The sequence below is a fragment of the Chryseobacterium endalhagicum genome (assembly GCF_016745235.1).
Lineage (GTDB): Bacteria > Bacteroidota > Bacteroidia > Flavobacteriales > Weeksellaceae > Chryseobacterium > Chryseobacterium endalhagicum.
On record NZ_JAELVM010000002.1, the window covers coordinates 488,084 to 512,673 of the forward strand.

At 40.7% G+C, this 24,590-nt stretch carries 26 protein-coding genes; 15 read left to right on the plus strand and 11 right to left on the minus strand.

Annotated elements, in window-relative coordinates:
• Nucleotides 1-53 precede the first annotated feature (53 nt).
• Complete coding sequence (locus JET18_RS12540) at nucleotides 54-452, plus strand: ribosomal maturation YjgA family protein (protein WP_202091499.1); 399 nt, start codon at nucleotides 54-56, stop codon at nucleotides 450-452.
• On the opposite strand, the gene JET18_RS12545 is transcribed toward JET18_RS12540, so the two are convergent.
• The 5 genes from JET18_RS12545 to JET18_RS12565 are packed head-to-tail and all read right to left on the minus strand — an operon-like array spanning nucleotide 439 to nucleotide 4,019.
• Nucleotides 439-852 (minus strand): energy transducer TonB, encoded by a 414-nt coding sequence (locus tag JET18_RS12545; protein WP_202091501.1) that lies wholly within the window; start codon nucleotides 850-852, stop codon nucleotides 439-441. The two genes, JET18_RS12540 and JET18_RS12545, sit on opposite strands and share 14 nt — an antisense overlap.
• 10 nt (nucleotides 853-862) lie before the next feature.
• On the minus strand, nucleotides 863-1,783 hold the full coding sequence (locus tag JET18_RS12550; protein WP_202091503.1) for a YARHG domain-containing protein: 921 nt from the start codon (nucleotides 1,781-1,783) through the stop codon (nucleotides 863-865).
• Nucleotides 1,780-2,418 (minus strand): DUF2306 domain-containing protein, encoded by a 639-nt coding sequence (locus tag JET18_RS12555; RefSeq protein ID WP_202091505.1) that lies wholly within the window; start codon nucleotides 2,416-2,418, stop codon nucleotides 1,780-1,782. Before JET18_RS12555 ends, JET18_RS12550 begins: the two co-directional genes overlap by 4 nt.
• Before the next feature lie 6 nt (nucleotides 2,419-2,424).
• Entirely contained in the window at nucleotides 2,425-2,814 is a 390-nt protein-coding gene (locus JET18_RS12560; protein WP_202091507.1) for an energy transducer TonB, read from the minus strand.
• Nucleotides 2,811-4,019: a BaiN/RdsA family NAD(P)/FAD-dependent oxidoreductase gene (locus JET18_RS12565; RefSeq protein WP_202091509.1), complete on the minus strand. Its 1,209-nt coding sequence runs from the start codon at nucleotides 4,017-4,019 to the stop codon at nucleotides 2,811-2,813. Before JET18_RS12565 ends, JET18_RS12560 begins: the two co-directional genes overlap by 4 nt.
• 342 nt (nucleotides 4,020-4,361) lie before the next feature.
• On the opposite strand from JET18_RS12565, the gene JET18_RS12570 reads away from it, so the two are divergent.
• From JET18_RS12570 to JET18_RS12590, 5 genes are all read left to right on the plus strand, one after another.
• Nucleotides 4,362-4,856, plus strand: a complete 495-nt coding sequence (locus tag JET18_RS12570) for an acyl-CoA thioesterase (RefSeq protein WP_202091511.1) — start codon at nucleotides 4,362-4,364, stop codon at nucleotides 4,854-4,856.
• An 88-nt stretch (nucleotides 4,857-4,944) separates the two neighbouring features.
• Nucleotides 4,945-6,006 (plus strand): thiamine-phosphate kinase, encoded by a 1,062-nt coding sequence (thiL, locus tag JET18_RS12575; RefSeq protein WP_202091513.1) that lies wholly within the window; start codon nucleotides 4,945-4,947, stop codon nucleotides 6,004-6,006.
• An 86-nt stretch (nucleotides 6,007-6,092) separates the two neighbouring features.
• Nucleotides 6,093-6,902 carry a helix-turn-helix domain-containing protein gene (locus JET18_RS12580; RefSeq protein ID WP_202091515.1) on the plus strand — a complete coding sequence of 270 codons (810 nt, stop codon included), beginning with the start codon at nucleotides 6,093-6,095 and terminating at the stop codon, nucleotides 6,900-6,902.
• Nucleotides 6,903-7,425: 523 nt separating this feature from the next.
• Nucleotides 7,426-8,643: a multidrug effflux MFS transporter gene (locus JET18_RS12585; protein WP_202091517.1), complete on the plus strand. Its 1,218-nt coding sequence runs from the start codon at nucleotides 7,426-7,428 to the stop codon at nucleotides 8,641-8,643.
• Nucleotides 8,644-8,786: 143 nt separating this feature from the next.
• The gene (locus tag JET18_RS12590; protein WP_202091519.1) at nucleotides 8,787-9,689 is read left to right on the plus strand and encodes a DUF6268 family outer membrane beta-barrel protein; all 903 of its coding nucleotides are present in this window, start codon (nucleotides 8,787-8,789) and stop codon (nucleotides 9,687-9,689) included.
• A gap of 191 nt (nucleotides 9,690-9,880) precedes the next feature.
• Here JET18_RS12590 and JET18_RS12595 read toward each other — a convergent pair whose 3' ends face one another.
• From JET18_RS12595 to pepT, 6 genes are all read right to left on the minus strand, one after another.
• Nucleotides 9,881-10,615: a LytR/AlgR family response regulator transcription factor gene (locus JET18_RS12595; RefSeq protein ID WP_202091522.1), complete on the minus strand. Its 735-nt coding sequence runs from the start codon at nucleotides 10,613-10,615 to the stop codon at nucleotides 9,881-9,883.
• Complete coding sequence (locus JET18_RS12600) at nucleotides 10,605-11,666, minus strand: sensor histidine kinase (protein WP_202091524.1); 1,062 nt, start codon at nucleotides 11,664-11,666, stop codon at nucleotides 10,605-10,607. The genes JET18_RS12595 and JET18_RS12600 overlap by 11 nt, the downstream gene beginning before the upstream one ends.
• A 77-nt stretch (nucleotides 11,667-11,743) precedes the next feature.
• Nucleotides 11,744-12,337 (minus strand): porin family protein, encoded by a 594-nt coding sequence (locus JET18_RS12605; RefSeq protein WP_202091526.1) that lies wholly within the window; start codon nucleotides 12,335-12,337, stop codon nucleotides 11,744-11,746.
• A gap of 148 nt (nucleotides 12,338-12,485) precedes the next feature.
• A complete protein-coding gene (locus tag JET18_RS12610) occupies nucleotides 12,486-12,728 on the minus strand; it encodes a hypothetical protein (RefSeq protein WP_202091528.1) in 243 nt (80 codons plus the stop codon).
• A 164-nt stretch (nucleotides 12,729-12,892) separates the two neighbouring features.
• Nucleotides 12,893-13,465: an energy transducer TonB gene (locus JET18_RS12615; protein ID WP_202091530.1), complete on the minus strand. Its 573-nt coding sequence runs from the start codon at nucleotides 13,463-13,465 to the stop codon at nucleotides 12,893-12,895.
• A 10-nt stretch (nucleotides 13,466-13,475) separates the two neighbouring features.
• On the minus strand, nucleotides 13,476-14,723 hold the full coding sequence (gene pepT, locus JET18_RS12620) for a peptidase T (protein ID WP_202091532.1): 1,248 nt from the start codon (nucleotides 14,721-14,723) through the stop codon (nucleotides 13,476-13,478).
• A 144-nt stretch (nucleotides 14,724-14,867) separates the two neighbouring features.
• Here pepT and JET18_RS12625 point away from each other — a divergent pair, with 144 nt between their 5' ends.
• From JET18_RS12625 to JET18_RS12665, 9 genes are all read left to right on the plus strand, one after another.
• A complete protein-coding gene (locus tag JET18_RS12625; RefSeq protein WP_202091534.1) occupies nucleotides 14,868-15,284 on the plus strand; it encodes an RrF2 family transcriptional regulator in 417 nt (138 codons plus the stop codon).
• Nucleotides 15,285-15,368: 84 nt separating this feature from the next.
• Nucleotides 15,369-16,082 carry a phosphoadenylyl-sulfate reductase gene (locus JET18_RS12630; protein WP_202091536.1) on the plus strand — a complete coding sequence of 238 codons (714 nt, stop codon included), beginning with the start codon at nucleotides 15,369-15,371 and terminating at the stop codon, nucleotides 16,080-16,082.
• Between the two features lie 12 nt (nucleotides 16,083-16,094).
• Nucleotides 16,095-17,003 carry a sulfate adenylyltransferase subunit CysD gene (gene cysD / locus JET18_RS12635; protein WP_202091538.1) on the plus strand — a complete coding sequence of 303 codons (909 nt, stop codon included), beginning with the start codon at nucleotides 16,095-16,097 and terminating at the stop codon, nucleotides 17,001-17,003.
• A gap of 110 nt (nucleotides 17,004-17,113) precedes the next feature.
• Nucleotides 17,114-18,352, plus strand: coding sequence for a sulfate adenylyltransferase subunit 1 (locus JET18_RS12640; protein WP_202091540.1), 1,239 nt, complete (start codon nucleotides 17,114-17,116; stop codon nucleotides 18,350-18,352).
• A complete protein-coding gene (epsC, locus tag JET18_RS12645) occupies nucleotides 18,353-19,186 on the plus strand; it encodes a serine O-acetyltransferase EpsC (RefSeq protein ID WP_317193265.1) in 834 nt (277 codons plus the stop codon).
• A gap of 211 nt (nucleotides 19,187-19,397) precedes the next feature.
• Nucleotides 19,398-20,309 carry a cysteine synthase A gene (cysK, locus tag JET18_RS12650; RefSeq protein WP_202091544.1) on the plus strand — a complete coding sequence of 304 codons (912 nt, stop codon included), beginning with the start codon at nucleotides 19,398-19,400 and terminating at the stop codon, nucleotides 20,307-20,309.
• Nucleotides 20,310-20,333: 24 nt separating this feature from the next.
• Nucleotides 20,334-21,179 (plus strand): uroporphyrinogen-III C-methyltransferase, encoded by an 846-nt coding sequence (gene cobA, locus JET18_RS12655; protein ID WP_202091547.1) that lies wholly within the window; start codon nucleotides 20,334-20,336, stop codon nucleotides 21,177-21,179.
• Nucleotides 21,169-22,878, plus strand: a complete 1,710-nt coding sequence (locus JET18_RS12660; RefSeq protein ID WP_202091549.1) for a diflavin oxidoreductase — start codon at nucleotides 21,169-21,171, stop codon at nucleotides 22,876-22,878. Before cobA ends, JET18_RS12660 begins: the two co-directional genes overlap by 11 nt.
• A gap of 17 nt (nucleotides 22,879-22,895) precedes the next feature.
• A complete protein-coding gene (locus JET18_RS12665; RefSeq protein WP_202091551.1) occupies nucleotides 22,896-24,569 on the plus strand; it encodes an NADPH-dependent assimilatory sulfite reductase hemoprotein subunit in 1,674 nt (557 codons plus the stop codon).
• Nucleotides 24,570-24,590: the final 21 nt, after the last annotated feature.

The window sequence follows — 24,590 nt, forward strand, 5'->3', positions numbered from 1 at the left end:
ACGCTTGAACAATAACCAGCCGCCATACGGCTTTAGCCAAAACATAAAAAAGCATGGAATTTAAATTCAGCCTGAAATATCTTCTTCTCACGATCTTTATTTTCCTCATAGAAGTCCTGATCGCCACAAAACTGGCACATATCTTCTTTATAAGAGCCTATCTCGGAGATGTTATTGTCGTGATGCTTCTTTATACTTTTGTCAGAACTTTTATCAAAATACATGATGAAAAACTGATCCTGGGCATCCTGATATTTTCATGCCTGGTGGAGTTTGCCCAATATTTTAAGGTCGCAGAAAAACTGGGTTTCCGTCCCGGAGACCTGATGTATACCGTAATCGGAAATTCTTTTTCGTGGATTGATATTCTGTGCTATGCTGCCGGATGCTTACTGCTTTTCATCGGGGTAAAGCTTAATTCCGGAAAAAACCGTCAGACTATTGCAGACTAAATACCAAAGGCTGCCTCATTAGGCTTCGGACTTTTTTACCATCCTGCTCTGCCGGAATCCATTGCGTTTTGATCATTTTCAACGCTCTGAGGAATTCATCTTTCACCATTTTATATTCATAGGATTCGATCTTGATGTCTACCATATTTCCGTCCGTATCTACCATAAAAGAGGCCACTGCTTTTGCTTTCATGATCTCTGCTTTTACTAGGGGAGAGGTTCTGAAATTTTTTAAAATCTCCGCTACAAAAGCTTTGTGCCCGCCGGGAAATTCAGCGGGTTTTTCGGGTGTTTTTTTTATGACTGCCGATGGATCGGGCCCGGGAATGATAGTAGAGTCTCTCTGGGCAGCAACAGATGCAGCCCAGAATATTAAAACAAAGAAAATATACTTTTTCATACCCTAAAAATTATCTTCCGAAACTGTCATACTTATCTTCCGCATACTTGATAAAACGGTTCAGCAATGCTACGTTGTCCTTTTCCATTGGAGAAAGCTCCTTATCAACATTCCTGGAAACAGGAATATACCAGTCCGTCTGTTCAAAGAAATACCGGTAGGTTTCCTTTTTAAAAGAGTAGCCGTGTCTGGCAAAAACAGAATTCTTAATGATCTCAAGATCTATTTTTCTTAAATTTTTAAGTTCCTTTTCCGTCAGTTTTTGTTTGGAAGCATTCAGTTCAAAAATAGCTTCCGAAGCCACTCTGTTTTTAGAGGTTGTATAGCTTTCCGTTTTTCCGGTTTCCTCATCGGTGTATTTTTCTACAAAATCCTTCGGATTGGACCAGTCCACAAGATCTGAATCCTTATCCAGCATAAAATTCGGATTGTATACGAATTCCTTTTTTGAAAGTTTTATGGTTTTTAAAGGTGATTTTACTGCTGTTTTATTGAAAGCATTCCATTTTCCGGTGATGCTGTCGCCGCTTAATTTTACTTCAAACCTGCCGTCTGTTTTATCATTTCCCGGTTCGTCCAGAACAAAAGATTTTGTGCTTTCATTGAAGATCCCTCTGAACGGGCGCTGATTTCCATTCACAATGCTCTGTCCGTATACACTGTCTTTCGTAATTCGGTTGATCTTAAGCGAAATTCTCTTGTTGATACTCGCGTCATATTCAGAACCGTCGGTTTCATCCACCATCTTTTCCATGCCGGCAAAATCCCCGGAATAGATGCCGTAATATTCTTTGTAAATCTCCGGAACGACCACTGAATCTTTTTTGGCAACCGTAGAGTCTTTTCCTGTTTCGGTCATCTTTCCGTCCTTCTTACAGCTCAGAAGAGAAACTGCCAGTAAGGAAGCAAGGGTGTAATTTAGAATTTTCATAGATGTTTTTTTGTAATTAAGTATTCAATTAAAAGGATATTGGGAATCCAGCCCAGCCATGCAATGATTTGGTAGACATCCATAGGATTGGGATGGAATAAATATACGATAATAACTTTCCAGATGCGCAAAGTGAGTGCAGATAAAGTGAGTGCAAAGCTTCGCCACATCCACTGCTTATGTTCTTTGAAGCGTTTTTGTCTTGCAGCAGCATAGGCTTTATACGTGGTGAACCACCAAAGTGATCCTAAAATAACGAATGAAATTTTAGATAAAAAACCTCCGTTGGCAAAAAATCCCATATAAATTCCGGAAGGAGCCGCCAGAATCAGAATCAAAAAAATATAGATCTTACCCATATTTTTATGAAAGTTCTTTATGCTGAAATCCTTTCGCAGGATAGCCAGAAAACCGGAAAGCAGGACAAAAATACTGGTGTACACATGCGTGTAGAAAAAAGGGAGATATTCCGGCCTGTCCTGAACTTCCGTCTGCTTGATCATCAGAAAACTCACATTCGGATTAAAAGGAACATATTCCAGCGTAATTTTAAGCATCAGCCAAAAAAAATATCCGAACCCAATAACCAAAAGGGTTTTTAATAAAATGGGAATATGTTTTTTGGCGGTAAACATTTTTATTTATTCAAAAGTAACAGCAAAAGGGATAGTATACTTTGCCTCCACAGGTGTGCCTTGCTGTGTTGAAGGGTTCCATTTTGGTTTTATAGATCGTATGGCTCTTTCCACTTCTTTGTTAAAACTTTCATTTTCTCCCGTTACAACAAGGTTTTCTACTTCACCTTTAAGGTTGATTGAAAATGCTGCTTTAGACTCTATTCTTCCCTTTGCGCCTTTTATCCGGTCTATTCTTATTTTTTGGCCAACTGCTTTTCTAAACCCTCCGAAGCCTCCAGGATATTCTGCAGGTTTATCAGTCTGTTCTGTCTGAGAGGATTTCACAGTTTCCTGTGTCTGCGAAAATGCTGCTGCAGATAGAAAAAGCAGAGCAAATACGGTTATTTTTTTCATATTTCTAAATGATTTAAATGTTGTGAAATAAGCCACGCTTCACTCCAGCATGCCTGAAAATTAAAACCACCCGTCACCGCATCGATGTTCAGGACTTCTCCGGCAATGTGAAAATTAGGGAGAAGTTTTGAGGACATGTTTTTGAAATTAATTTCCTTTAAATCAATACCTCCGGCGGTCACAAACTCGTCTTTAAAAGTAGATTTTCCACTTACTTTCAGTTTTTTACTGCAGAGATTTTCAAGAATTTTCTGCATTTCTTTTCCTGAAATATTGGAGATCTGCTTATTAAGATCAATCTGTGAAACATCCAATACTTTCTGCCAGAACCGGTTGGTAATGTCGAAGATCTTCGCCTGTCCGATCGTCTTTTTGGGATTTGACTGTTTAAAATTCTGAAAGCTTTCTTCAGCCTCGTCCATAGATTTTGAGATAAAATTCACTTCAATTTCAAACTGATATTTTAATTTGGCCAGATTCACCGCTTCCCACGCTGAAATTTTCAAAACTGCAGGCCCTGAAAGTCCCCAGTGCGTAATCAGTAAAGGTCCGCTTTCCTCCGTTTTTAATGAAGGAATGGAAACCTCTGCATTTTCAAAGCTGGTTCCGGGCATATCCTTCAGCAGCTCATCTTTTATATTGAATGTAAAAAGCGACGGCACAAGATCAACGATTTTATGACCCAGATTTTCAACGATCTTCAGTGATTTTGGAGAACTTCCCGTGGTATACACAATATAATCTGCCTGAAAATCTCCCAGACTGGTCTTAACAAGGTATTTTTCATCCTGTTTTTCAATGTCTTTAACGGAGCATTTTGTTTTAACTTCTGCTTTTTTATTCTGAATTTCAGTCAGGAGCGTATTGATAATGGTCTGTGAAGAATTGCTTTCCGGAAATATCCGGTTATCATTCTCTATTTTCAGAGGAACATTTCGCTGGTCAAACCAATCCATGGTATCTCCCGGCTGAAATCGGGTGAAAACGCTCAGCAATTCCTTATTTCCCCTTGGATAAAACTGAACCAGCTCCCTTGGATCAAAACACGCGTGGGTCACATTGCAGCGGCCGCCACCTGAAATTTTTACCTTCTGAAGTACATCCGAGTTCTGTTCCAGGATGGTGATTTTATATTTTTTTTCGTCAAGATTCGATGCGCAGAAAAAGCCCGCAGCACCGCCTCCGATAATGATGATCTGTTTCATGTAATTGTAATCCTATGCTGAAGATTATTTTTTCAAAAGTACAATTTTTATAAACCATCTTATTTGAGTAATTTTGAAGAATATAATTTTTGAACTTTAAAGTTTAGATTATTAACCACAAAAGAGACAAAAGTTTTTAACGCCTTAGCTATTTTTAAGTGAAATATAGGGCGCATAGAAAGAACACATATGTTTTTTGAAAATCTTAGATTTTCTTCTTATGTGAACTTCAATGCAGCTTGATGATCAGCTTGGTTTATTCTAAAATGTCAATCTCTTTTGTGACTTTTGTAGTTGAGAAATGAAAAGAACTTTATAAAAGCATATTTAAAACGTATTTAAATGATTTTTTACCATAAATTCGAAGTACGCTGGAGTGATCTTGATGCCAACAAGCACTTAGCCAATTCATCATATGTACAGTACTGTGCGCAGTCCAGAATGGCCTTTATGACCAAAGAAAAAATGGGGGTTACGCAGTTGAGCCGATGGGGAATCGGGCCTGTGATCATGCATGAAAGATATTCTTTTTTCAAGGAGATCTATGCAGATCAGACGGTTATCGTGAGCCTTGAAATTGATGGCTGTTCAGAAGATTCTTCCATCTACAGGTTTGTTCATAAATTCTATACGCCGGACGGAGTACACTGTGCCACCGCAGAAGCTACGGGAGTATGGATCGATATGATGCTGAGAAAAATGACCACTCCGCCGGATGATGTGATAGAAGCCATGAACAAATACAAGAGCCCTGAAACCATCGTGATGACCAGGGATGATTTCAAAAAACTTCCTTTCCGTCCGGATAATGTAGACCCGGCAGAATTTAATAAATAGTTAAAGGTTCAAGGTTTAAAGTTCAAGGGTTGATGTTTACAGACATGGATACTTTTTAAACCGGGCGTTTTACAAAAAAAGAAAAATTATGTTTGAAGATAAATCACAGGAACTGACCCCGATTTCCAAATTAGGAGAATTCGGTCTGATAAAACATTTGACGGAGCATTTTCCGCTTTCCAACGAGTCTTCAGAGCTTGGGGTGGGAGATGATGCAGCGGTTATCAATCCCGGAAACAAAAAAGTGGTGCTTACCACGGATGTTCTTGCAGAAGGGGTACATTTTAATTTAGGATATGTTCCTTTAAAACATTTAGGCTACAAAGCGGTTGTGGTTAACCTCAGCGATATTGCGGCTATGAATGCGGTTCCTACACAAATTCTGGTTTCTCTTGCTGTTTCCAGCCGTTTTCCGGTGGAAGCCCTGGAAGAGATCTATTCAGGAATTCAGGCTGCATGTGCAAGATATAAAGTAGATCTTATCGGAGGAGATACTACAAGTTCCAATTCCGGACTGGTAATGAGCATCACGGCTGTAGGAATTGAGAATGATGAAAATATTGTAAAAAGAAGCGGTGCCAAACTAAATGATCTTCTGGTAGTAACCGGAGATCTTGGTGGGGCTTATATGGGGCTTCAGATCCTTGAAAGAGAGCATGCCGTTTTTCTGGCCGACCCGAATATGCAGCCGGAAATGGAAGGCTATGACTATATCCTTGAAAGACAGCTGAAACCTGAAGCAAGAACGGACATTAAAACCATTCTGGAAGAATTGGATATCAAACCGACTTCCATGATCGATATTTCTGACGGTCTGGCTTCTGAGATTCTTCACCTTTCTGACCAGTCAAAAACAGGATTCAGACTGTATGAAGAGAAAATCCCGATGGATAGTTTGACAATCTCCACAGCAGATGAAATGAATCTTAACCCGGTAATGACGGCATTAAGTGGTGGTGAAGATTATGAATTGCTGTTCACCATTTCTCCGAACGATTTTGATAAAATTAAAAACCATCCTGATTTCACGATCATTGGTCACGCCGTAGACAGTGAAGAAGGAAATTATATGGTGGCAAGAGGCTCCAATCAGCTTGTTCCCCTTACGGCACAGGGCTGGGATGCTTTCTTGGGTAACCAGAACGGATAAAATTATATTTAATTTTGAATATTGTAGAAAACCGCAGCATCTTTTTTGCTGTGGTTTTTGTTTAGTGCTATTAGTAAAAGAAGCCAATGAATTCAACAGAAAAAAACATCCCCGTCCATCATCTGACCTCCGAACAGTTTCAGCTGATGACTCTGGATTCCGGGCATCCTGAGAATTTTAATGATGTTCACCGGCATAATTTCTTTGAGATCATATGGTTTAACAAAGTTCCCGAAAACAGCAGCCTGGAGCTGGATTTTGAGCATCATTCCCTCAAAAATAACCAGATCTGCATCATTGCACCGGGACAGGTTTTCAATATGAAACTTAATGGTGAAAAAGGCTATGTGCTGGCCATCAGCAGAGAGATATTTAAAGAAGTCTGCGATATAGAAACCATCCTAACAGGAGGAACGTGTCCTTTTTCTTTAGATCCTCAAAGCGCAGAAACCTGCAGCACCCTTATCTCGCTGATGGAACAGGAATATAAAGGGATATTGAGAATAGATTTATTAAAAACTTACCTGAGGGCATTCTGTATCATCATCACAGAACAGATCAATCCGCAGGATTCCTCAATTAATGACAGACAACGCATCCAAAAATTGGTTAGTCTCATTGAAGAATATTATACCGTTGAAAAGGATACCGGTTTCTATGCAGATCAGATCAAAATAAGCACACATCACCTCAATGATATTGTCCGCCTTTCAAGAGGAACAACCGTGAAAAAGATGATTGCCCAAAGACTAGTGCTCGAAGCCAAAAGAGAGCTTAGCTTTGGGGCTTTAACCGTAAAGGAAATTGCTTTTAAACTGGGGTTCAGTGATGCTTCTTACTTCTCACGCTTCTTCAAAAAGCATACGGGTCAGAATCCTGATGGGTTTAAAGTGTGAATGGTTTCGCGATTCGGGTTCCGGGGTTTCGTGATTGGGGGATGCCGGATCAGATTTTAGATTGAGGAAGGTGAATAGTCAATTCTGCTTCGCAGGTGAATGGTGAATGTGAATAGTTTCGTGATTCGTGATTCGGGTTCCGGGTTTCGTGATTGGGATGCCGGATCAGATTTTAGATTGAGATTAAGGAAGGTGAATAGTCAATTCTGCTTCGCAAGTGAAAGGTGAATTTAAATTATAAGAATCAAGAACCAAGATGCCAGAAGTCAGGTAGATATGAACTCAATAACCAGCAACTAAACTCTCCAACTCTTCTCTTACCCACAAGCCATCTTAGAACTCTTATCCCGAAACACGCACCTCCGCATCTCGAAACTCGTACCTCGAATCCCCGCACCTCGAATCCACATCCTCAGTTTGTGCTGGTGTTCCTTCACTTCCTGTATTGAAAAATACTGTTTTTTGACGGAATTTTGCTGCGAGAAAAACATCCCCGCGGATTGTTTATGGACAGACCTTTTTTATGAGAAATTTAAGTATTGTAGTGTTTATTCTGGCACTGCTAAACACCCTGGAATCATTAAGTATAGACCTTTATCTGCCGGCTTTTCCAAGTATGGCTAAGATTTTCCAGACGGATATCGGGCATATTCAGATCTCAATTTCCGTATTCTTTGCGGGTTTTGCATTTGGACAGCTGCTTTGGGGACCTTTATCTGATAAAACGGGACGGAAACCGATGCTGTATTCCGGACTTTTGCTTTTCATCATCGGCGCTACAGCAATATTTTTTACGGAGAACATCTATGTATTGTGGGCTATGCGTTTTCTGCAGGCCTTCGGAGGAAGTGCGGGTATTGTGATTGGCCGTGCTATTGTGATCGATCTTTATGACCGGCAGAAATCTGTCGCTATCTTTTCCCAGCAGTCCCAGATCAGCGGTATTGCGCCGATTATAGCACCTCTTTTAGGAAGTGTATTCCTTAATTTCTGGGGCTGGAACAGTTCATTTGCTTTTCTGACTGTTCTGGGACTTTTAACATTGTTCATGGTATATCAATACGTTCCGGAAACCCATACCAAAGCAAAAATTGCCGAGCATGCAGAAGAAGGAAAAGGGTTAAAGGATCATTTAAAAACTATTCTTTCCAATAAAGAATTCATCAGCAGTACCATGATCGGAAGCATCGCATTTGCTTCCCTGATCATCTATATTTCCAATGCCCCGTTTTTGTTTATGAAGCTTCACAGCTTTTCCAGCGGAGTTTTCAGTCTGATATTCGGATTTAATTCATTAGCACTCATCACAGCAGCCTATCTTACCCCTAAATTAGTCAAAAGAATAAGCGATACAAAGCTTTTACTGGCCGCTACAGTTCTGCTGCTGGTGGTCTGCAGCCTGCATGTCCTGATCGCTGCTTCCGATTTATCTGTAGCCCTGGAAATTATAATGCTGTATCTTTCTTTGCTGGCTATAGGAATTCTGTTCCCGATTACCTCAGCCCACGCTTTATCACCTTTTAAGGAAGGACGGGGTACCGCAGCTGCTGTGATGGGTTTTATGCAATTGATGGTTACTTTTATACTTTCAGGACTGGCAGGGTTTATAGAGGCGGATTCCATTATGCCGATGGTTATTCTGCGTGCAGGGATTGCTTTAATTGCCGTTGGGTTTGCGTACCGCTCATTTACGAATAAAAAGGGGACTATAGAATTGGAGAGCCCCAAAGGGGCGATTTAGCCAAAGAATTGGATGAAATCCTATTCTTTTATCATTTTTACATCATCCCGTCATTTCCCCTTTTGGTCATATCATTCCGGCACTTAATCAAGTAATTTTTGTTGACGGGCTCCAAAGGTATCTCTTTGCATAAAATTTAAATTATGAAGAGAAATCTTTTGGCAGCTGCATGCTGTCTGCTTGGATATGGAATCAGTGCCCAGTCAGGAATATCAGGAGAATTGAAGACCGAATACATCCCTTTTTCCAGTTACATCCGCCCGGAAGACAGCGTAAAAACAAATTCAAAAAGTAATTTTAAAAGGGCAGACCTTAACCTCAGCATTCCCATCTCAATGAAAAAGGATAGCAGCGGAAGGGTAAAGGCCTGGGCATTGCTGCTCAGCGGATCTTATGCGAAAATGAACCATAAAGATTATGAAAAACAGCTGTTTCCTGATCAGATGCTGAATGCACAGGCCGGAATCCAGCACATGAGACCTCTGGGAAAGAAATGGAGCATGATGATGACCGCCTCAGTAGGAGTGTATACAGATCTGGAGCAAATAAGTTCCGACGATATTCTGGGGCAGGGCGGTGTTTTGTTTATCAGACATTTCAATCCGAATCTGGCTCTTGGAGGAGGTCCTGTACTCACAACGGCTTTTGGAGTCCCTATGATATTGCCTTGGATCTATTTCGACTGGAAAACCCACGGAAAAATTAAGTTTAATATCAATTTCCCGGAAGGAATGGAAGCTGGCTATCTGTTTTCGGACAAATTTGCTTTAAAGGCAGTAGTAAACCTCAGCGGAATGACGGTAGAAAGAAATAAAGACGGAAAATCCATGCTGCTGGGCTACCAGCAGATCACAGCGGGAATCAGGCCTGAATTAAAACTGAATGATAAGCTCAGCCTCCGGCTTACAGGAGGAACGGCTCTGCTGAGAAGTTTCAGTGAAAACGACAGGAAGATCAAAAGTATTTTTAAAGACAAAAAAATCGCTGATCCCAAATTTGCCAGCACATTTTATGCAGCCGTATCATTGAGGTGGAATTTGCCGTAATGGTAAGGATGGAGGATGGGAGCGGGAAGATGGAGGTTATTGAAGTTGTTAAGAACAATTTTATGTTTTTTTTATTTAAATCTACAAGGATATTTATAATCAATTGTCTACAAGTTAATAATTGTCGGATAGTAACCTCCATCTTCCCGCTCCCATCCTCCATCCTTACAAAATAGTTTCCCTCTTCCTTCCTATTTACTAATAAGCTTCTTATACACCACCTGATTCAGCAGTTCCTCCTTTCTTGTACGGGAAATAGGAAGTTCTGTTTTGTTGATGAACAGACGTCCGCCCGAAATCATATCGATGTGGGTAATATTGATCAGGAAAGATTTATGAATTCTGAAAAAATGTTCTGACGGCAGAGATTCTTCAATCGCCTTCATGGTTTGATGAATGACAAGGGATTTATCTTTAAAGTGAAGTTTCGTATAATTCTGCATACTTTCAATATACAGGATATCTACCCAGGAAACTTTGACGAAGGTATCGGACTGTCTTACATACAGAAAGGGATCGTCAAAAGGGGAATTCTTCTTTAGCTTTTCAGCGACAATAAACTGCTGCTGGGCCTTGTTCACCGCCTGATAAAAACGATTGAACGCAATAGGTTTCAGAAGATAATCCACCACCTGAAGCCGGTAGCCTTCCAGCGCATATTCCGAATAGGCCGTTGTGAGAATGGATAAAGGCGGATTTTCAAGCTGCTCCAGAAATTCAAGGCCGTTTAAATAAGGCATGTTGATATCCAGAAAAAGAAGATCAATTTCCTTTTCTTTCACTATAGCATCTGCTTCCAGTGCTGTAGCGCAGGTTCCTTCCACAGTTAAGAAATCGATCTGGTCTGCCAGCTCTTTAAGGTGGAATCTTGCCAGAGGTTCATCATCGATGATCAGGCATTTCATTTTGGGAATATTATGACTCATGGTTATCAGATAATTGTAACGTTAAACTTACTTTATACACCTCATCACCGGATTCAATCTTAAGCTCATGAGCATCCGGATACTGAAGTTTTAACCGCTTTTGTACATTTTGAAGGCCGATTCCGCCGGAGCCTTCCTTTTTTGGATATCCGGCAACATTGGAGTAGCAGTTTTCAACATTAAATAAAAGGAAACCGTCTTTTTCCAGGCAGGAAATTTTTACATATCCTTTATGTCCGGGAAGCCTGCATACATACTTAAATGCATTTTCTATGAATGGAGCCAGCAGGAGAGGAGCAATGAATGATTTTTTATTTTCAATATTCCAGTCTGAACTTACTTCCAGCTCATTCCCCCATCTTAATTTTTCCACTTCCACCAGATTCCGGAGATGCTCAATATCCTTATCCAGAGGAACCAGATTCTGGCTGCAGTGATAGAGCTGATAGCGAAGAATATCTGAAAATTTAAGCAGCAGATAATCGGCTAATTTCGTATCTGTTCTCATTAAAATATGAATATGATTCAGAATATTAAAAACCACGTGAGGATTGATCTGGTCCTGTAATAATTTCAATTGATTTTCCAGATGAGCTTGTTGAAGCAGGATATGATCCCGTTCTATTCTTCCGTGTTCCTGATAAAATTTAATACCGCATGCAGATCCGTTAATAAGAAAAGAAGCCGGCAGCGCAAGATAGAAGCCTTTCCACAAAAAAGGAAGATGATCTACAAAATCGGCGGGAAGCTGATTCTTTGAATTGACTTCAATATAGGTGAAGATCAAAGAATAAATAAAGCTCAGTAAAAGAATAACTCCGGTAGCCTGAATTAGAAAAGTCTTCATCTTTTTTGACCGTAATGCTTTGGGAAGAAGTCTTGTGGTGAGAAAATGAGTAAAAAGAAAAGAAGTAATGAGAAGCGCGATCGTCTGAAGCAGAGCTGAGGTTTTGTCGGATCCTGCCTGGAAATTGATATATACCGCAGCGGAAAAAACAAGCCAGAAAATCGCCACAAAAATATGTTCTCTTAAAATAAAAGGTTTTGTCATGGAGAAGGGTAAGTGAATTTATAAAAAATTAGAAACTGCAGGGCGCAGTTTCTAATACGTAAAGATAATTTAAGTTTTTAGAATAAGAAGTATCCTATCCCAAGGCTAAAGCTATGCGGCTTAGACTTAAATTCCTTGCTGATGCTTGAAAGACCTGTTTCGTAGCGGAGATCTGCCGTAAAGTTTTTATAATCTACTCCAATACCTCCCGTAACCCCGATATTGGATTTATCAAATTTTTTAAATCCGTCCTGAAGCGCCTGTGAGGTAGATAGATTATTCTTAAAAGTATAGCTGTAAACCCCTCCGGCAAAAGCTCTGACATTGAAATCTTTTGTATTGATGAATTTGTAACCAATAACTACAGGAATATCAATGGAATTCCAGGTCAGTTTTGGCGAGCTTCCGTCTTTCTGGCTGTAAGACGTCTTTCTTTTGTTGAATAATGCTTCTCCCTGCACATAAAGGCTGCCGAGATCCATCCGGGTCATGATTCCTCCCTGATAGCCCAAACCGTATTTCCCTTCCAATGCCGAAGATTCCGTTGAGGTTTTTGTAAAATTTGCCCCTCCCTTAATCCCGATATGAAAAGCCGGGGTTTGCTGTGCTTTCGTTTCCACCGAGCAGGTAATGCATAATAAAAATGAGCTTAGTGCTAAAATCTGTTTCATAAATTGCTGTAATAATTTGCTGCAAAACAACAACTATGAAGCAGACGGGAAAACTTTATTTGATGAACGGCAGGGATGCTTTGACAAGGACCTGTTTTTAACTGAAAGAAAATAAAAAACCGGGAGTATTATCTTCCGGTTGATTGTATTAAAAAGGTTCCTCTTCACAAATAGTTGGCGGAATACATCCTCCACCACCCGGATTCCCGCCACCGCCGACGGCAATACATTTTCCCGGGCTGCCATCTTCATACATTTCACAGCCCTTTCCGAAAGAACAATCACAGTCTGTCCTGCAATCAGCGGAATCGCCGTTCATATGGCAGCCATTTATTCCTCCGCCAAGAATCACAGAAAGATTCTTTCTTGAAATTTTCTTAATGTTTCTCATAATAATTTGATCTTAAAAGTTAGTAATCTGGTATTTACGTAAATATAACAAAAAAATAAATCATTTCATCAGGAAGAGAAATATGTTGAAAGTAAGGCGTAAAAGCCAGAACTGAAAACATTTAAGAAATAAAAAAACCGCTGTTTTCACAACGGTTTTTATTATTATGGTTTACTGAAATTTAACTGTAAAGGAAGACTGACCACAGAAAGAACGGGTCTGCCGTTTGATTCCGCAGGTTTCCACTTGCCTTTATTCTTAATCCGGTAAAAAGCTGCTTCTATAAAGGCGTTCACATCTTCATTATTACCTTTTACCCTTGCATTAGAAACATTTCCTTTAGAATCCAGGGTGAATTTCAATGTTATCTTATAAGGATTAACTGCAAAATTAAGGAAAGAAAGATCAACCGCTTCGTTTAAAAGCTTTTGAAAAGACGCCTTTCCGGTCTCATATTCAGCTTCTTTAGTGATTTTTGGAGCCATAGGAGGCGGTACATCTGTTATTGCCTTCTTTTCCTCTTCAGCAATTTTTTCCAGAGCATCTTTATAGGCTGATATTTTTTCTTCCGTAAGAAGCCATTCCTGCTTGGTTCTCTCATCATTAGGCTTCGGATATTTCTTATACAGTGATTTTACTTTTCTTTCATACTTCGAATCGGCTTTCTGAAATTCAGATACCTGTGCGCTGCTGAAAGCAAAAACCAAAATACATGCTAATGCCGAAAGTCTTTTCATCAGGATTAAATTAAGCTTTTACAATATTGATGATCACTGCCGTTGCCTGTTCCATGCTTTCAAGAGCTACGTACTCGTAAGGTCCGTGGAAGTTCATTCCTCCCGCAAAAATATTGGGGCACGGAAGTCCCATATAAGACAGCTGAGCGCCGTCTGTTCCTCCTCTAATCGCCTTGATTTTAGGCTCAATTCCAGCTTCTTTCATCGCTTTTGCAGCAAGGTCAATGATGTGCATTTTTCCTTCAAACTGCTGCTTCATGTTTCTGTACTGTTCTTTGATCTCCACTTCCGCCGTTCCTTCACCATGTTTCTGGTTGAATTCCGCTACTTTTTCTTCTAAGAATTTTTTTCTCGCCTCATATTTTTCTTCGTCATGATCGCGGATGATATACTGAAGTTTTGCCTCTGAAATATCAGCAGTGATGTCCATTAAATGATAAAACCCATCAAATCCTTTAGTCGTAGCCGGAGTTTCATTCGCCGGAAGCAATTGTACAAATTCTGCTGCCAGAAGGCCTGCATTGACCATTTTTCCGTAAGCATAACCCGGGTGAACACTCAGTCCGTGGATTTTTACCACGGCTCCTGCTGCATTAAAGTTCTCATACTCAAGTTCTCCAACTTCACTTCCGTCCATAGTATAAGCCCATTCAGCACCGAATTTTGCCACATCAAATTTATGTGCTCCTCTGCCGATTTCCTCATCAGGCGTAAATCCTACAGCAATTCTTCCGTGCTTGATGTCCGGATTGGCGATAAGATATTCTGCTGCCGTTACAATTTCTGCGCATCCTGCCTTATCATCAGCTCCTAGAAGCGTGTTTCCGTCAGTAGTGATCAGTGTTTGGCCGATATATTTTTTTAAACTTTCAAATTTTGAAGGAGATAGAGTAAATCCTGTCGTCTGATTAAGTAAAAGATCACTTCCGTCATAGTTTTCCCAAACCTGCGGCTTTACGTTTTCGCCGCTGAAATCCGGAGAAGTATCGTAATGCGAGATAAAACCTATCGTAGGTCTGTCATTATTCTCTAAATTGGAAGGGACATATCCCATAATATAACCATTGTCATCAATAGAAACATCTTCCAGGCCTATCGTTTTCAATTCTTCAGCAATATATTTTGCAATATCCCACTGTCTGGGAGTAGAAGGTGTAGTTTCACTTTCTGCATCGCTGGTTGAGTATATTTTTACATAGGCAAGAAAACGGTTCAGTAATTTCTCTTTCCACATCTGGTTAAATTCTATTGCGCTCATGAATTTTAAATTTCAACAAATATACAATGTAAATTTTCAAATCCGGACGTTAAAGCATATTTTCAAGGGACGGCGCTTATGTATTTTTTTAATCTGAATCAGCAATTTCATTAATCAAATAAATTGTTATAACTTGCATGAATTATGATGTCCAAACGTTGCAAATATGCTTTGAAAGCAATGATCAGACTGGCAAGAAACTACAATCAGGGATTTTTGTCAACCGCTATTATTGCACAGGATGAGAATATTTCCAAAAAGTTTTTAGAACAGATTCTTCTTGAATTAAAAAGAGCCAAACTCGTGAACAGCAAACAGGGAAATGCCGGAGGATATTATCTCCTGAAATCTCCTGATGATGTTTCACTGGCCGATATTTACCGTATTTTCGAGGGTCCGATCGCTCTGACTCCCTGTATTTCATTAAACTTTTACGAACCTTGCGACGACTGTGTGGATGAAGCTACCTGCTATCTCAGAAATGAACTGATGATCGTAAGAGAAAAAACCAGGAAAAGCATGATGGAAGCTACCCTTACTTCCTTTATAAAAAACAGCTGAAATTTTTTTTAATTTTTATATCCTAGTAATTTGGTAGGATAAGTGGGATTTATATATATTTGCAGGAATAAAATTCATTTTGAAATGGAAAACAGTCTGAAAATAGAATATGAAAACCTGCTGGAAGAGGCCTCAGAAGCCACTTTCGGGACGGATTATTTGCAGAAGTTATCTGACAGATTTCCAGGCGGGCTGATCTTTTCTACCAGCTTCAGTTATGAAGATCAGGTAGTAACCCATCTGATAAAGAACCTGGATATTGATTTATTTACACTGGATACCGGAAGACTTTTTGAGCAGACCTATGAAACCTGGACCTCATCCAGGGCTTTCTTCAAAAAGAATATAAAAGCCTACTATCCTGATCCCGAAGCCCTGCAGAAACTGGTCTCGGAAAACGGTCCGGATTCCTTCTATCAATCTGTAGAAAAAAGAAAAGCATGCTGCAATATCCGGAAAGTAGAGCCTTTAAAAAAAGCACTTAAGGGTTATAAAGTATGGATAACAGGACTACGCTCAGAACATTCCGCGGGAAGAGGGCAGATGCCGCAGCTGGAATGGGACCCGGATCATCAGATTATTAAATTCCATCCCATCCTTCACTGGACGACTCAGCAGGTGGCAGAATATGTTCAGAACCATCATTTGCCCTATAATTATCTTCATAAAAAAGGATTTGTAAGCATCGGATGCGAGCCCTGTACAAGAGCCATCAAAGAAGGGGAAGATTTCAGAGCGGGCCGCTGGTGGTGGGAAGATGCAGATAAAAAAGAATGCGGCTTACACGTTCATCAATAAAAAAATACAAATATGTCAGAATATCATTTAAATTATTTAGATCAGTTAGAATCAGAATCCATCTATATTCTGAGGGAAGTGGCAGGACAGTTTGAGCGCCCGGCTTTACTGTTCAGCGGCGGAAAAGACAGCATTGTGCTGGCCCATCTTGCCGCAAAAGCATTTCCCCATGGAAAAATTCCTTTCACCTTTGTTCATGTAGATACAGGACATAATTTTCCGGAGGTTTTACACTTCAGGGATCAGTTAACCCAAGAGCTGAATGTGGATCTGGTCGTAAGAAAAGTGGAAGACACCATTCAGAAAAGAAAGCTTACAGAGCCCAAGGGAAAATTTCCAAGCCGGAACTGGCTGCAGACCTTTACCCTGCTGGATACCATTGAAGAATTTGAATTTGATGCATGCATCGGGGGAGCGCGTAGAGATGAAGAAAAAGCCCGGGCAAAAGAAAGAATATTTTCTGTAAGAGATGAATTCGGACAGTGGGATCCCAAACTGCAGCGTCCTGAGCTTTGGAATATTTTCAATGGAAAAATCCATAAAGGAGAAAATGTAAGAGTTTTCCCGATCAGCAACTGGACCGAGCTTGATGTCTGGAATTATATCAGAAGAGAAAAAATTGAGCTGCCATCTATTTACTTTTCGCATGAAAGAGAAGTCGTAGACCTCAACGGGCAGTGGATCGCGAATTCAGAATTTGCCGTATTGGAAGAAAGCGATACCGTAACGACAAAACGAATCCGATACCGGACCGTAGGCGACATGACCTGTACCGCAGCCGTAGAATCTGAAGCAGCCACAGTGGATAGAGTCATAGAAGAGATCGTGGCCACCAGGATTTCAGAACGGGGCGAAACCAGGATTGACGACCGTGTTACCGAAGCCGCAATGGAAGACCGGAAAAAAGGAGGCTACTTCTGATAAGTAATGAGCGATGAGTAATCAGCAATAATAAAATGCAAACCTGTTACTCATTACCAATTACTTATTACTCATCATTTATCACTCATAACTTATAACTAAAAAAAGTCGTGGATATACTAAGATTAATAACAGCAGGAAGCGTAGATGACGGTAAAAGTACCCTCATTGGAAGACTGCTTTACGATAGCAAGAGCATTTTGCAGGATCAGCTGGAAGTGCTTGAGAAACATTCTAAAAACAAAAATGAAGACGGTGTAGATCTGGCGCTGCTAACGGACGGGCTTCGTGCAGAAAGAGAACAGGGAATCACCATTGATGTCGCCTACAGGTACTTTTCGACATCCAGAAGAAAATTCATTATCGCAGATGCTCCGGGACATGTTCAGTATACAAGAAATATGATTACCGGAGCCTCAAATTCTGACCTGATGATCATCCTGATCGATGCCCGTAAAGGAGTTATTGAGCAGACAAGGAGACATTCCATTATCGCTTCATTGCTGAAACTGAAAAAAGTAGCTGTTGCCATCAACAAAATGGATATGGTAGACTATTCGGAAAATGTGTTTGAAACAATAAAGGAGAATTATTCCAAAATTGCCGGAGAGCTGGGGCTGGATGATGTTACTTATTTCCCGATTTCTGCATTGAAAGGAGATAATATCGTTTCCCTTTCAACTGTTACTGATTGGTACAAAGGAAGTTCACTCCTCGAATATCTGGAAGAAGTACAGATTGACAGGGAGCAGAACAGTGGCAGCCGTTTTCAGGTGCAGTATGTGATCCGTCCTCAGACAGAGGAATTACATGATTACAGAGGTTATGCAGGCCCAATCGTAAGCGGCAGTTTCCGGAAAGGAAATAAGATCGCCATTCTTCCTGCCGGAGTTATTACAGAAATTTCTTCCATAGAAGTTAATGGTGCTGAGGTTCAGGAAGCTTTTGAAGGGCAGCCGGCCGTTATCCAGATTAAAGATGATATAGATATCAGCAGGGGAGATTTCTTTACTTCAGCAGAAGAACTTCCCAAAGTTGAAAAAGAAATAGAGGTTTTACTGTGCTGGCTGGATCAGAAAGGTCTTCAACCGGGCAATAAATACGTGTTGCAGCACCACAGCAGACAGTTGAAAGCTGTAGTAAAGCAGGTAGACTACAAGATTGATGTCAATACCCTGGAAAAAGAGTCAGCAGACGAAGGAATTAATCTCAATGAGATTGCAAAAGTAACGATACGGACAGCTCAGCCTTTGGTATTCGATGATTTTATAAGCAATAAGAAAACAGGATCGGCCATTTTAGTGGATGAAACATCCAATGCGACGGTGGCAGCATGTATAATTCAGTAGATCATGGCAGTTTCAGATTATTTTATTAACCGGGTCCTTGAAAAAAAGAACAGCAATTCCGCGGGCTTCTTTGATAAAACGAAAATGGAAGATTTCGTCAGAGAGTTGTACAGTGTCTTGTTTCTTTCTCAGGAAATCAATACAGAAAATCATCTTCAGCATGAGTTTGAACAATTGGATAAGCTTCTTTTGAATTTGATTAAAAGTACAACACAGGATGAGGTCGCAGCTGAAAAACAGACAGAAGATTTCTTTCTCACGCTGCCGGATATTTATAGTAAACTGATCCTGGATGCCGAGTCTATATTGGAATTTGACCCGGCTACGGAATCTTTGGAAGAGATTCTTCTTTCCTATCCCGGTTTTTTTGCTACGTATGTTTATAGAATCTCGCATCAGCTTTGGATTCAGAATATAAAAACACTGCCGCGCGTCATCTCGGAATACGGACATAGCAGAACAGGAATAGATATTCATCCCGGAGCCGTCATTGGAGAACATTTCTTTATTGACCATGGAACAGGAATCGTGATAGGTGAGACCACTCATATCGGGAATCATGTGAAAATATACCAGGGAGTAACGCTGGGTGCTTTGAATGTTTCAAAAGATAAGGCCAATGAGAAAAGGCATCCTAATATTGAAGATCACGTCATTATTTATTCAGGAGCAACGATTTTGGGAGGCAGTACAACCATAGGCAGAGACAGCATCATTGGAGGAAATGTCTGGATCACACAGAATGTCCCGCCCAATTCTCTGGTCTATAACAAAAGTGAAATAAGAATAAAAGACAACGGGCCGCTCCCGGAATCTTTAACATTTGTAATATAACATATAAATATAAACCATTAAGGTTTTTTTAGATTTTAAGAAAATTAAGCAGTTGATTAATGAACCAATTCTCAAAGCATATCCGCAGATATTCTCTCTTAATAATCTTAACAACTTACTACATCTTAATGGTTTAAATAAAAAGCAATGTTTTAATAGATCATGGCTTTTATCATATAAATAAAAAACAACAACATAAAATTGAGTCGGTATGAAGTTCCAGAACACATTAGAAACCATCGGAAATACCCCGGTCGTAAAAATTAATAAACTTTTCGGTACAGAACACGAGGTTTGGATCAAACTTGAAAAATCCAATCCCGGAGGAAGCATCAAAGACAGAATCGCTTTATCCATGATCGGGGATGCAGAAGCTAAAGGTCTTTTAAACAAAGACAGCATTATTATAGAGCCAACCAGCGGAAATACCGGAATTGGACTGGCTTTGGTTGCTGCCGTAAAAAATTACAAGCTGATTCTCGTGATGCCCGAAAGTATGAGTCTGGAACGCCGCAAAATTATGGAATCATACGGTGCAGAATTCGTTCTCACTCCCAGAGAAAAGGGAATGAAAGGCGCCATTGAAAAAGCAGAAGAATTGGCTCAGCAAACCCCGAATTCATGGATCCCGAGACAATTTGATAACCCTGCCAATGTGAAGGTGCATGTAGAAACCACCGCTCAGGAAATTCTGAAAGATTTTCCGGAAGGATTGGATTACTTGATCACCGGCGTTGGAACCGGAGGCCACATCACAGGTATTGCAAAAGTTCTTAAGCAACAGTTTCCCAACATCAAAGTCATTGCTGTTGAACCGGAATTATCACCCGTTCTTAGCGGTGGTGCTCCCGCGCCGCATCCGTTGCAGGGCTTAGGGGCAGGATTTGTCCCTTCCATTCTGGATACCTCTGTTTTAGATGAGATTGTTCAGATCGGAAAAGAAGAAGCTTTCGAATACACAAAAGAGGCCGCCAAAAAAGAAGGACTTTTCGTTGGAATTTCTACCGGAGCCGCTTTGGCTGCAGTAGCAAAAAAATTACCGGAAATTCCTGCCGGATCGAGCATTTTGACTGTAAATTATGATACAGGCGAAAGATACCTGTCCATAGAAGGACTTTTCTAGACGTCACTAATAAAAAGATTAAAAATGAAACAAAATAGCAATTCGCCACGGGTTTTCCTCGTAGGCGCAGGGCCCGGCGACCCTGATCTGATCACGGTAAAAGCGGTAAAAGCCATCGCTGCCGCCGATGTGATCTTATGTGACCGTCTTGTAAGTCCTGAAATAATAGAACGTTACGCCAGCCAAAAGGCCGAAATTGTATATGTGGGAAAAGAATGCAGTAAAAACGCTTCCACACCGCAGTCCCGGATCAATACATTAATCGTTGATTATGCTCTACAGGGAAAAACTGTGGTCAGGCTTAAAGGTGGAGATATTTCCTTTTTTTCCAATGTTCTGGACGAATTGAAGGCCCTGAAACAGCATCAGATACCATTTGAAATTGTGCCGGGAATCACAGCGGCTTCAGGAGCAGCAGCCTATGCAGGAATACCTTTAACAGCTAGAGGTTATGCAACATCAGTCCGCTTTCTGACGTATTACAAAACCGAAATTCTCAGCAATGATTACTGGAAAGAGCTAGGAACCTCAGAAGATACCCTTGTTTTTTATATGTCCAAAGGAAATCTGAACGGATTGGTAGATCAGTTTTTGTCAGTAGGAAAAACCGAGGGTAAAAAGATTGCCGTCATTGAACAGGCTACCACCCCTTACCAGAAAGTGTACACCGCTTCCCTGGAAGATTTTCATGAAAAATTAGGGAATAAAGACTTTGTCTCTCCATCATTGGTGGTGATCGGAAAAGTAGTGAACCTGCATGAAGAGTTTTCCTGGCTGCAGGAGCCTATACAGGAAGGGATTTATTTCAAATCTGTAACGAACGGAACCTTAGTGTCAAACCCTCAAAATATATTTGAATATGCTGTCTGAAACTAAATTAAATGCCTTAAAAGAAATATCCGGCAGCTTCTCCAGAGATGAAGCCGTTTGGGCCAGTGGTTTTCTCGCGGGTATTGCCGGTTCATCCGCTGCAGTACAGGATGCTGTTTCTCCGGCTGTTCATTCCGAATCTGTTTCTGCTAAAAAAATTACCCTTGCTTACGGAACCGAAACGGGCAACAGTAAAAAACTGGCCGTAGAACTTGCCGGAATTATCAAGAAAAAAGGCGTGCAGGTGAAGCTGGCAGATCTTTCCCAGTATAAACCGAAGGATCTTTTGAAAGAAGACCTTTTCTTCATTATTATCAGCACACAGGGAGAAGGAGAACCTCCGATCCTTGCTAAGAAATTTTATGATCATCTTCATGAAAATGACCCGGATCTCAATCATCTGAAATTTGGAGTTCTGGCGTTGGGAGATACCAGCTATCCGTTGTTCTGCAAAACAGGAGAAGATGTAGATTTCCGTCTTGAAGTACTGGGTGCCCAGAGAATTATTCCTTTAAAAAAATGTGATATTGATTACGAGCAGGACTCCCACAACTGGGCGGAACATATTTTAAATGTGGTCGGTAAAACAGCAGAAAACAGTCAGAAAAGCACGACAGCACCAAAGGTTTCCACAGGAAGAAAAAGATATCAGGGAAAAATTTCCACCATTATTAACCTGAATGATATTGAATCTGATAAAGAAACCTATCACATCGAAATAGAAACCGAAGAACCTCTTGTCTACAGTCCTGGAGATGCGTTAGGGGTGATCGCTTTCAACCCAAAAACAGAAGTGGAGGAAATCATTGCTTTAACCGGAATTGATGCCCAAAAGCAGATTGCAGCTTCAAAAATTACAGCCAGTGCAGAAGAACTGCTGTATAAACATTTGAACATCAGTTATCTCCTTAAATCTACAGTGGCTCAGTACGCACAAATCACAGGACAGTCTATTCCTGAAGTGCGTTTAAGCCTTCTTGACCTGCTGCGGATCTATCCCGTAAAAAGTGCAGAAGAATTTGAACAGGTGATCAGTATTTTAACAGGTCAGTCACCCCGTTTATATTCCATTTCTTCATCACTGGAAGCCCACGGAAATACTGAAATTCATATTACCGTAGCCAAATCTGAATTTCTGATCAGCGATAAAAAGCAGAATGGACTGTGCAGTGGCTTTCTCTCGGCATTTAATGAGGGAGAAGACCTTGAGTTTTACATTCAGGAAGCCAAACATTTCAGACTTCCGAATCAGGATAAGGACATCATCATGATCGGTCCGGGAACAGGGATTGCGCCTTTCAGATCTTTCCTCTACGAAAGGGATGCTGTGGGTGCAGAAGGAAGAAACTGGCTCTTTTTCGGGGACCGGAACTTTGTCTCAGATTTTCTTTACCAGGCTGAGCTTCAGGATTTCCTGAAAACAGGAACACTTACCCATCTTGATCTTGCCTTTTCCAGAGATACGGCAGAAAAAATATACGTACAGCACAGGCTTGAACAGAAAGCACAGGAATTCTACCATTGGCTGGAAGGAGGAGCATCACTTTACATCTGCGGAGCCAAAGAGCCTATGAGCAAAGATGTGGAAAAAACAATTCTGAACATTCTTCAGGATAAGGGAAAACATTCTCCGGAAGAGGCTCTGGTTTATCTTGAAGAACTGGAGCTCAGCGGCAGATACGTAAAAGATGTGTATTAAATCATAAATGGATAAAAATGACAGATAAGAATAACCTTTCCCCGGTTGAAAGGATAAAAACAGGCAGCAACGGCCTCAGGGGAACCTTAAAGGAAAGCCTTTTGGACGATTTTACCGGAGCCATCAGGGAAGATGACCAGACCCTCATCAAGTTTCACGGAATGTACCAGCAGGATGACAGGGACAGACGCGAAGAAAGGGTAAGAAAAAAACTGGAATGGCTGTATTCCTACATGATCCGCCTCAGACTTCCGGGAGGTTTTTTAACCCCTGAACAATGGGTTGGGCTCAATGACATTGCCGAAGATCACTCTACGGGAGTCATTAAAATAACCACGCGCCAGACCATTCAGCTGCATGGAATTTTAAAATCGCATGTAAAACCTACGATTCAGAGTTTCAATCTTCAGCATCTGGATTCTATTGCAGCGTGCGGGGATGTGAACCGGAATGTAACCTGTACTTCCAATCCTTCCGAATCGCCACTGCACCAGGAAGCTTTTGAGCTGGCAGGAAAGATCAGTGAAATGTGTCTGCCGAAAACAAAATCCTATTACGACCTGTGGATTGATGATGAATTGGTTGTAGACAGAAAGTCAGAGGAAGATCCTTTGTATCAGGACAGATATCTGCCGAGAAAACTGAAAATAGGGATTGCGGTTCCGCCTAATAATGATGTGGATGTTTTTATTAATGATATTGCCCTGATTGCCATCATAGAAGGTGATAAAATTGTAGGCTACAATATCGCTGCAGGCGGCGGACTTGGTGCTACCCACGGCAATGAATCTACGTACGCCCGTCTGGCATCCGTTTTAGGTTTTGTGGATACGGAAGAAAAAGTACTGAAAGCAGTATATGAAATTATTACAGTACAGCGCGATTTCGGAAACAGAAGTGACCGGAAATTATCGAGATTAAAATATACGATAGATAAACTGGGCATCGAAGGCTACAGAACAGAAGTGGAGAAAAGATGCGGTTTCAGCTTCGAACCTGCCTGGGAATTTAAGTTTGAACAGAGAAAAGACCGTTACGGATGGACGCAGAATCACGAGGGGAAATGGTTTTATACCTTATTTGTAGAACACGGAAGAGTGCTGGATATAGAAGGTTATCCTTTAAAATCAGGTCTTTTGAAAATTGCAGAGACCGGAAAAGTGACTTTCCGTTTTACGTGTAATCAAAACCTGATCCTGGCTGATATTTCAGAAAACGATAAAGCTGAAATTGAGGCTCTACTGAAAGAATCAGGAATTTCCGGATATACGGATGAGGCCAGTGCCCTGCGTAAAAACTCTGTGGCCTGTGTTGCCTTGAATACATGTTCACTGGCATTGGCGGAGGCTCAGCGCTATTTACCATCATTAGTCACTAAAATAGAACCTGTTCTTGAAAAATACGGACTTCAGAATGATGATATTACCATCAGAATGACGGGCTGTCCCAATGGCTGCGGAAGATCTCCCAATGCCGAAATAGGATTCGTGGGAACGGCTTATGGCAAATATAATCTCCATATCGGGGGCGACAGGCTGGGAATGCGCCTGAACACAAAATTTAAAGAAAACATAGGCGAAGAAGAGATTCTGCAGACCCTTGATAAACTTTTCGGGATTTATTCAGAACAGAAAAAACCGGAAGAAACATTCGGAGATTTCTCCTACCGCTATTTACAAACCATACCATAAAAATATGATTAACCTCCTTTA

Coding starts and splice junctions, on each gene's coding strand:
- thiL (WP_202091513.1), top strand. CDS start 4,945: ATGTTTGAAGATAAATCACAGGAACTGACCCCGATTTCCAAATTAGGA.
- JET18_RS12660 (WP_202091549.1), top strand. CDS start 21,169: ATGCTGTCTGAAACTAAATTAAATGCCTTAAAAGAAATATCCGGCAGC.
- JET18_RS12580 (WP_202091515.1), top strand. CDS start 6,093: ATGAATTCAACAGAAAAAAACATCCCCGTCCATCATCTGACCTCCGAA.
- cysK (WP_202091544.1), top strand. CDS start 19,398: ATGAAGTTCCAGAACACATTAGAAACCATCGGAAATACCCCGGTCGTA.
- JET18_RS12555 (WP_202091505.1), bottom strand. CDS start 2,418: ATGTTTACCGCCAAAAAACATATTCCCATTTTATTAAAAACCCTTTTG.
- JET18_RS12610 (WP_202091528.1), bottom strand. CDS start 12,728: ATGAGAAACATTAAGAAAATTTCAAGAAAGAATCTTTCTGTGATTCTT.
- JET18_RS12570 (WP_202091511.1), top strand. CDS start 4,362: ATGATTTTTTACCATAAATTCGAAGTACGCTGGAGTGATCTTGATGCC.
- JET18_RS12545 (WP_202091501.1), bottom strand. CDS start 852: ATGAAAAAGTATATTTTCTTTGTTTTAATATTCTGGGCTGCATCTGTT.
- JET18_RS12630 (WP_202091536.1), top strand. CDS start 15,369: ATGGAAAACAGTCTGAAAATAGAATATGAAAACCTGCTGGAAGAGGCC.
- JET18_RS12600 (WP_202091524.1), bottom strand. CDS start 11,666: ATGACAAAACCTTTTATTTTAAGAGAACATATTTTTGTGGCGATTTTC.
- JET18_RS12540 (WP_202091499.1), top strand. CDS start 54: ATGGAATTTAAATTCAGCCTGAAATATCTTCTTCTCACGATCTTTATT.
- JET18_RS12590 (WP_202091519.1), top strand. CDS start 8,787: ATGAAGAGAAATCTTTTGGCAGCTGCATGCTGTCTGCTTGGATATGGA.
- JET18_RS12595 (WP_202091522.1), bottom strand. CDS start 10,615: ATGAGTCATAATATTCCCAAAATGAAATGCCTGATCATCGATGATGAA.
- JET18_RS12625 (WP_202091534.1), top strand. CDS start 14,868: ATGATGTCCAAACGTTGCAAATATGCTTTGAAAGCAATGATCAGACTG.
- JET18_RS12550 (WP_202091503.1), bottom strand. CDS start 1,783: ATGAAAATTCTAAATTACACCCTTGCTTCCTTACTGGCAGTTTCTCTT.
- JET18_RS12665 (WP_202091551.1), top strand. CDS start 22,896: ATGACAGATAAGAATAACCTTTCCCCGGTTGAAAGGATAAAAACAGGC.
- pepT (WP_202091532.1), bottom strand. CDS start 14,723: ATGAGCGCAATAGAATTTAACCAGATGTGGAAAGAGAAATTACTGAAC.
- JET18_RS12565 (WP_202091509.1), bottom strand. CDS start 4,019: ATGAAACAGATCATCATTATCGGAGGCGGTGCTGCGGGCTTTTTCTGC.
- JET18_RS12560 (WP_202091507.1), bottom strand. CDS start 2,814: ATGAAAAAAATAACCGTATTTGCTCTGCTTTTTCTATCTGCAGCAGCA.
- cobA (WP_202091547.1), top strand. CDS start 20,334: ATGAAACAAAATAGCAATTCGCCACGGGTTTTCCTCGTAGGCGCAGGG.
- JET18_RS12615 (WP_202091530.1), bottom strand. CDS start 13,465: ATGAAAAGACTTTCGGCATTAGCATGTATTTTGGTTTTTGCTTTCAGC.
- JET18_RS12585 (WP_202091517.1), top strand. CDS start 7,426: ATGAGAAATTTAAGTATTGTAGTGTTTATTCTGGCACTGCTAAACACC.
- cysD (WP_202091538.1), top strand. CDS start 16,095: ATGTCAGAATATCATTTAAATTATTTAGATCAGTTAGAATCAGAATCC.
- JET18_RS12605 (WP_202091526.1), bottom strand. CDS start 12,337: ATGAAACAGATTTTAGCACTAAGCTCATTTTTATTATGCATTACCTGC.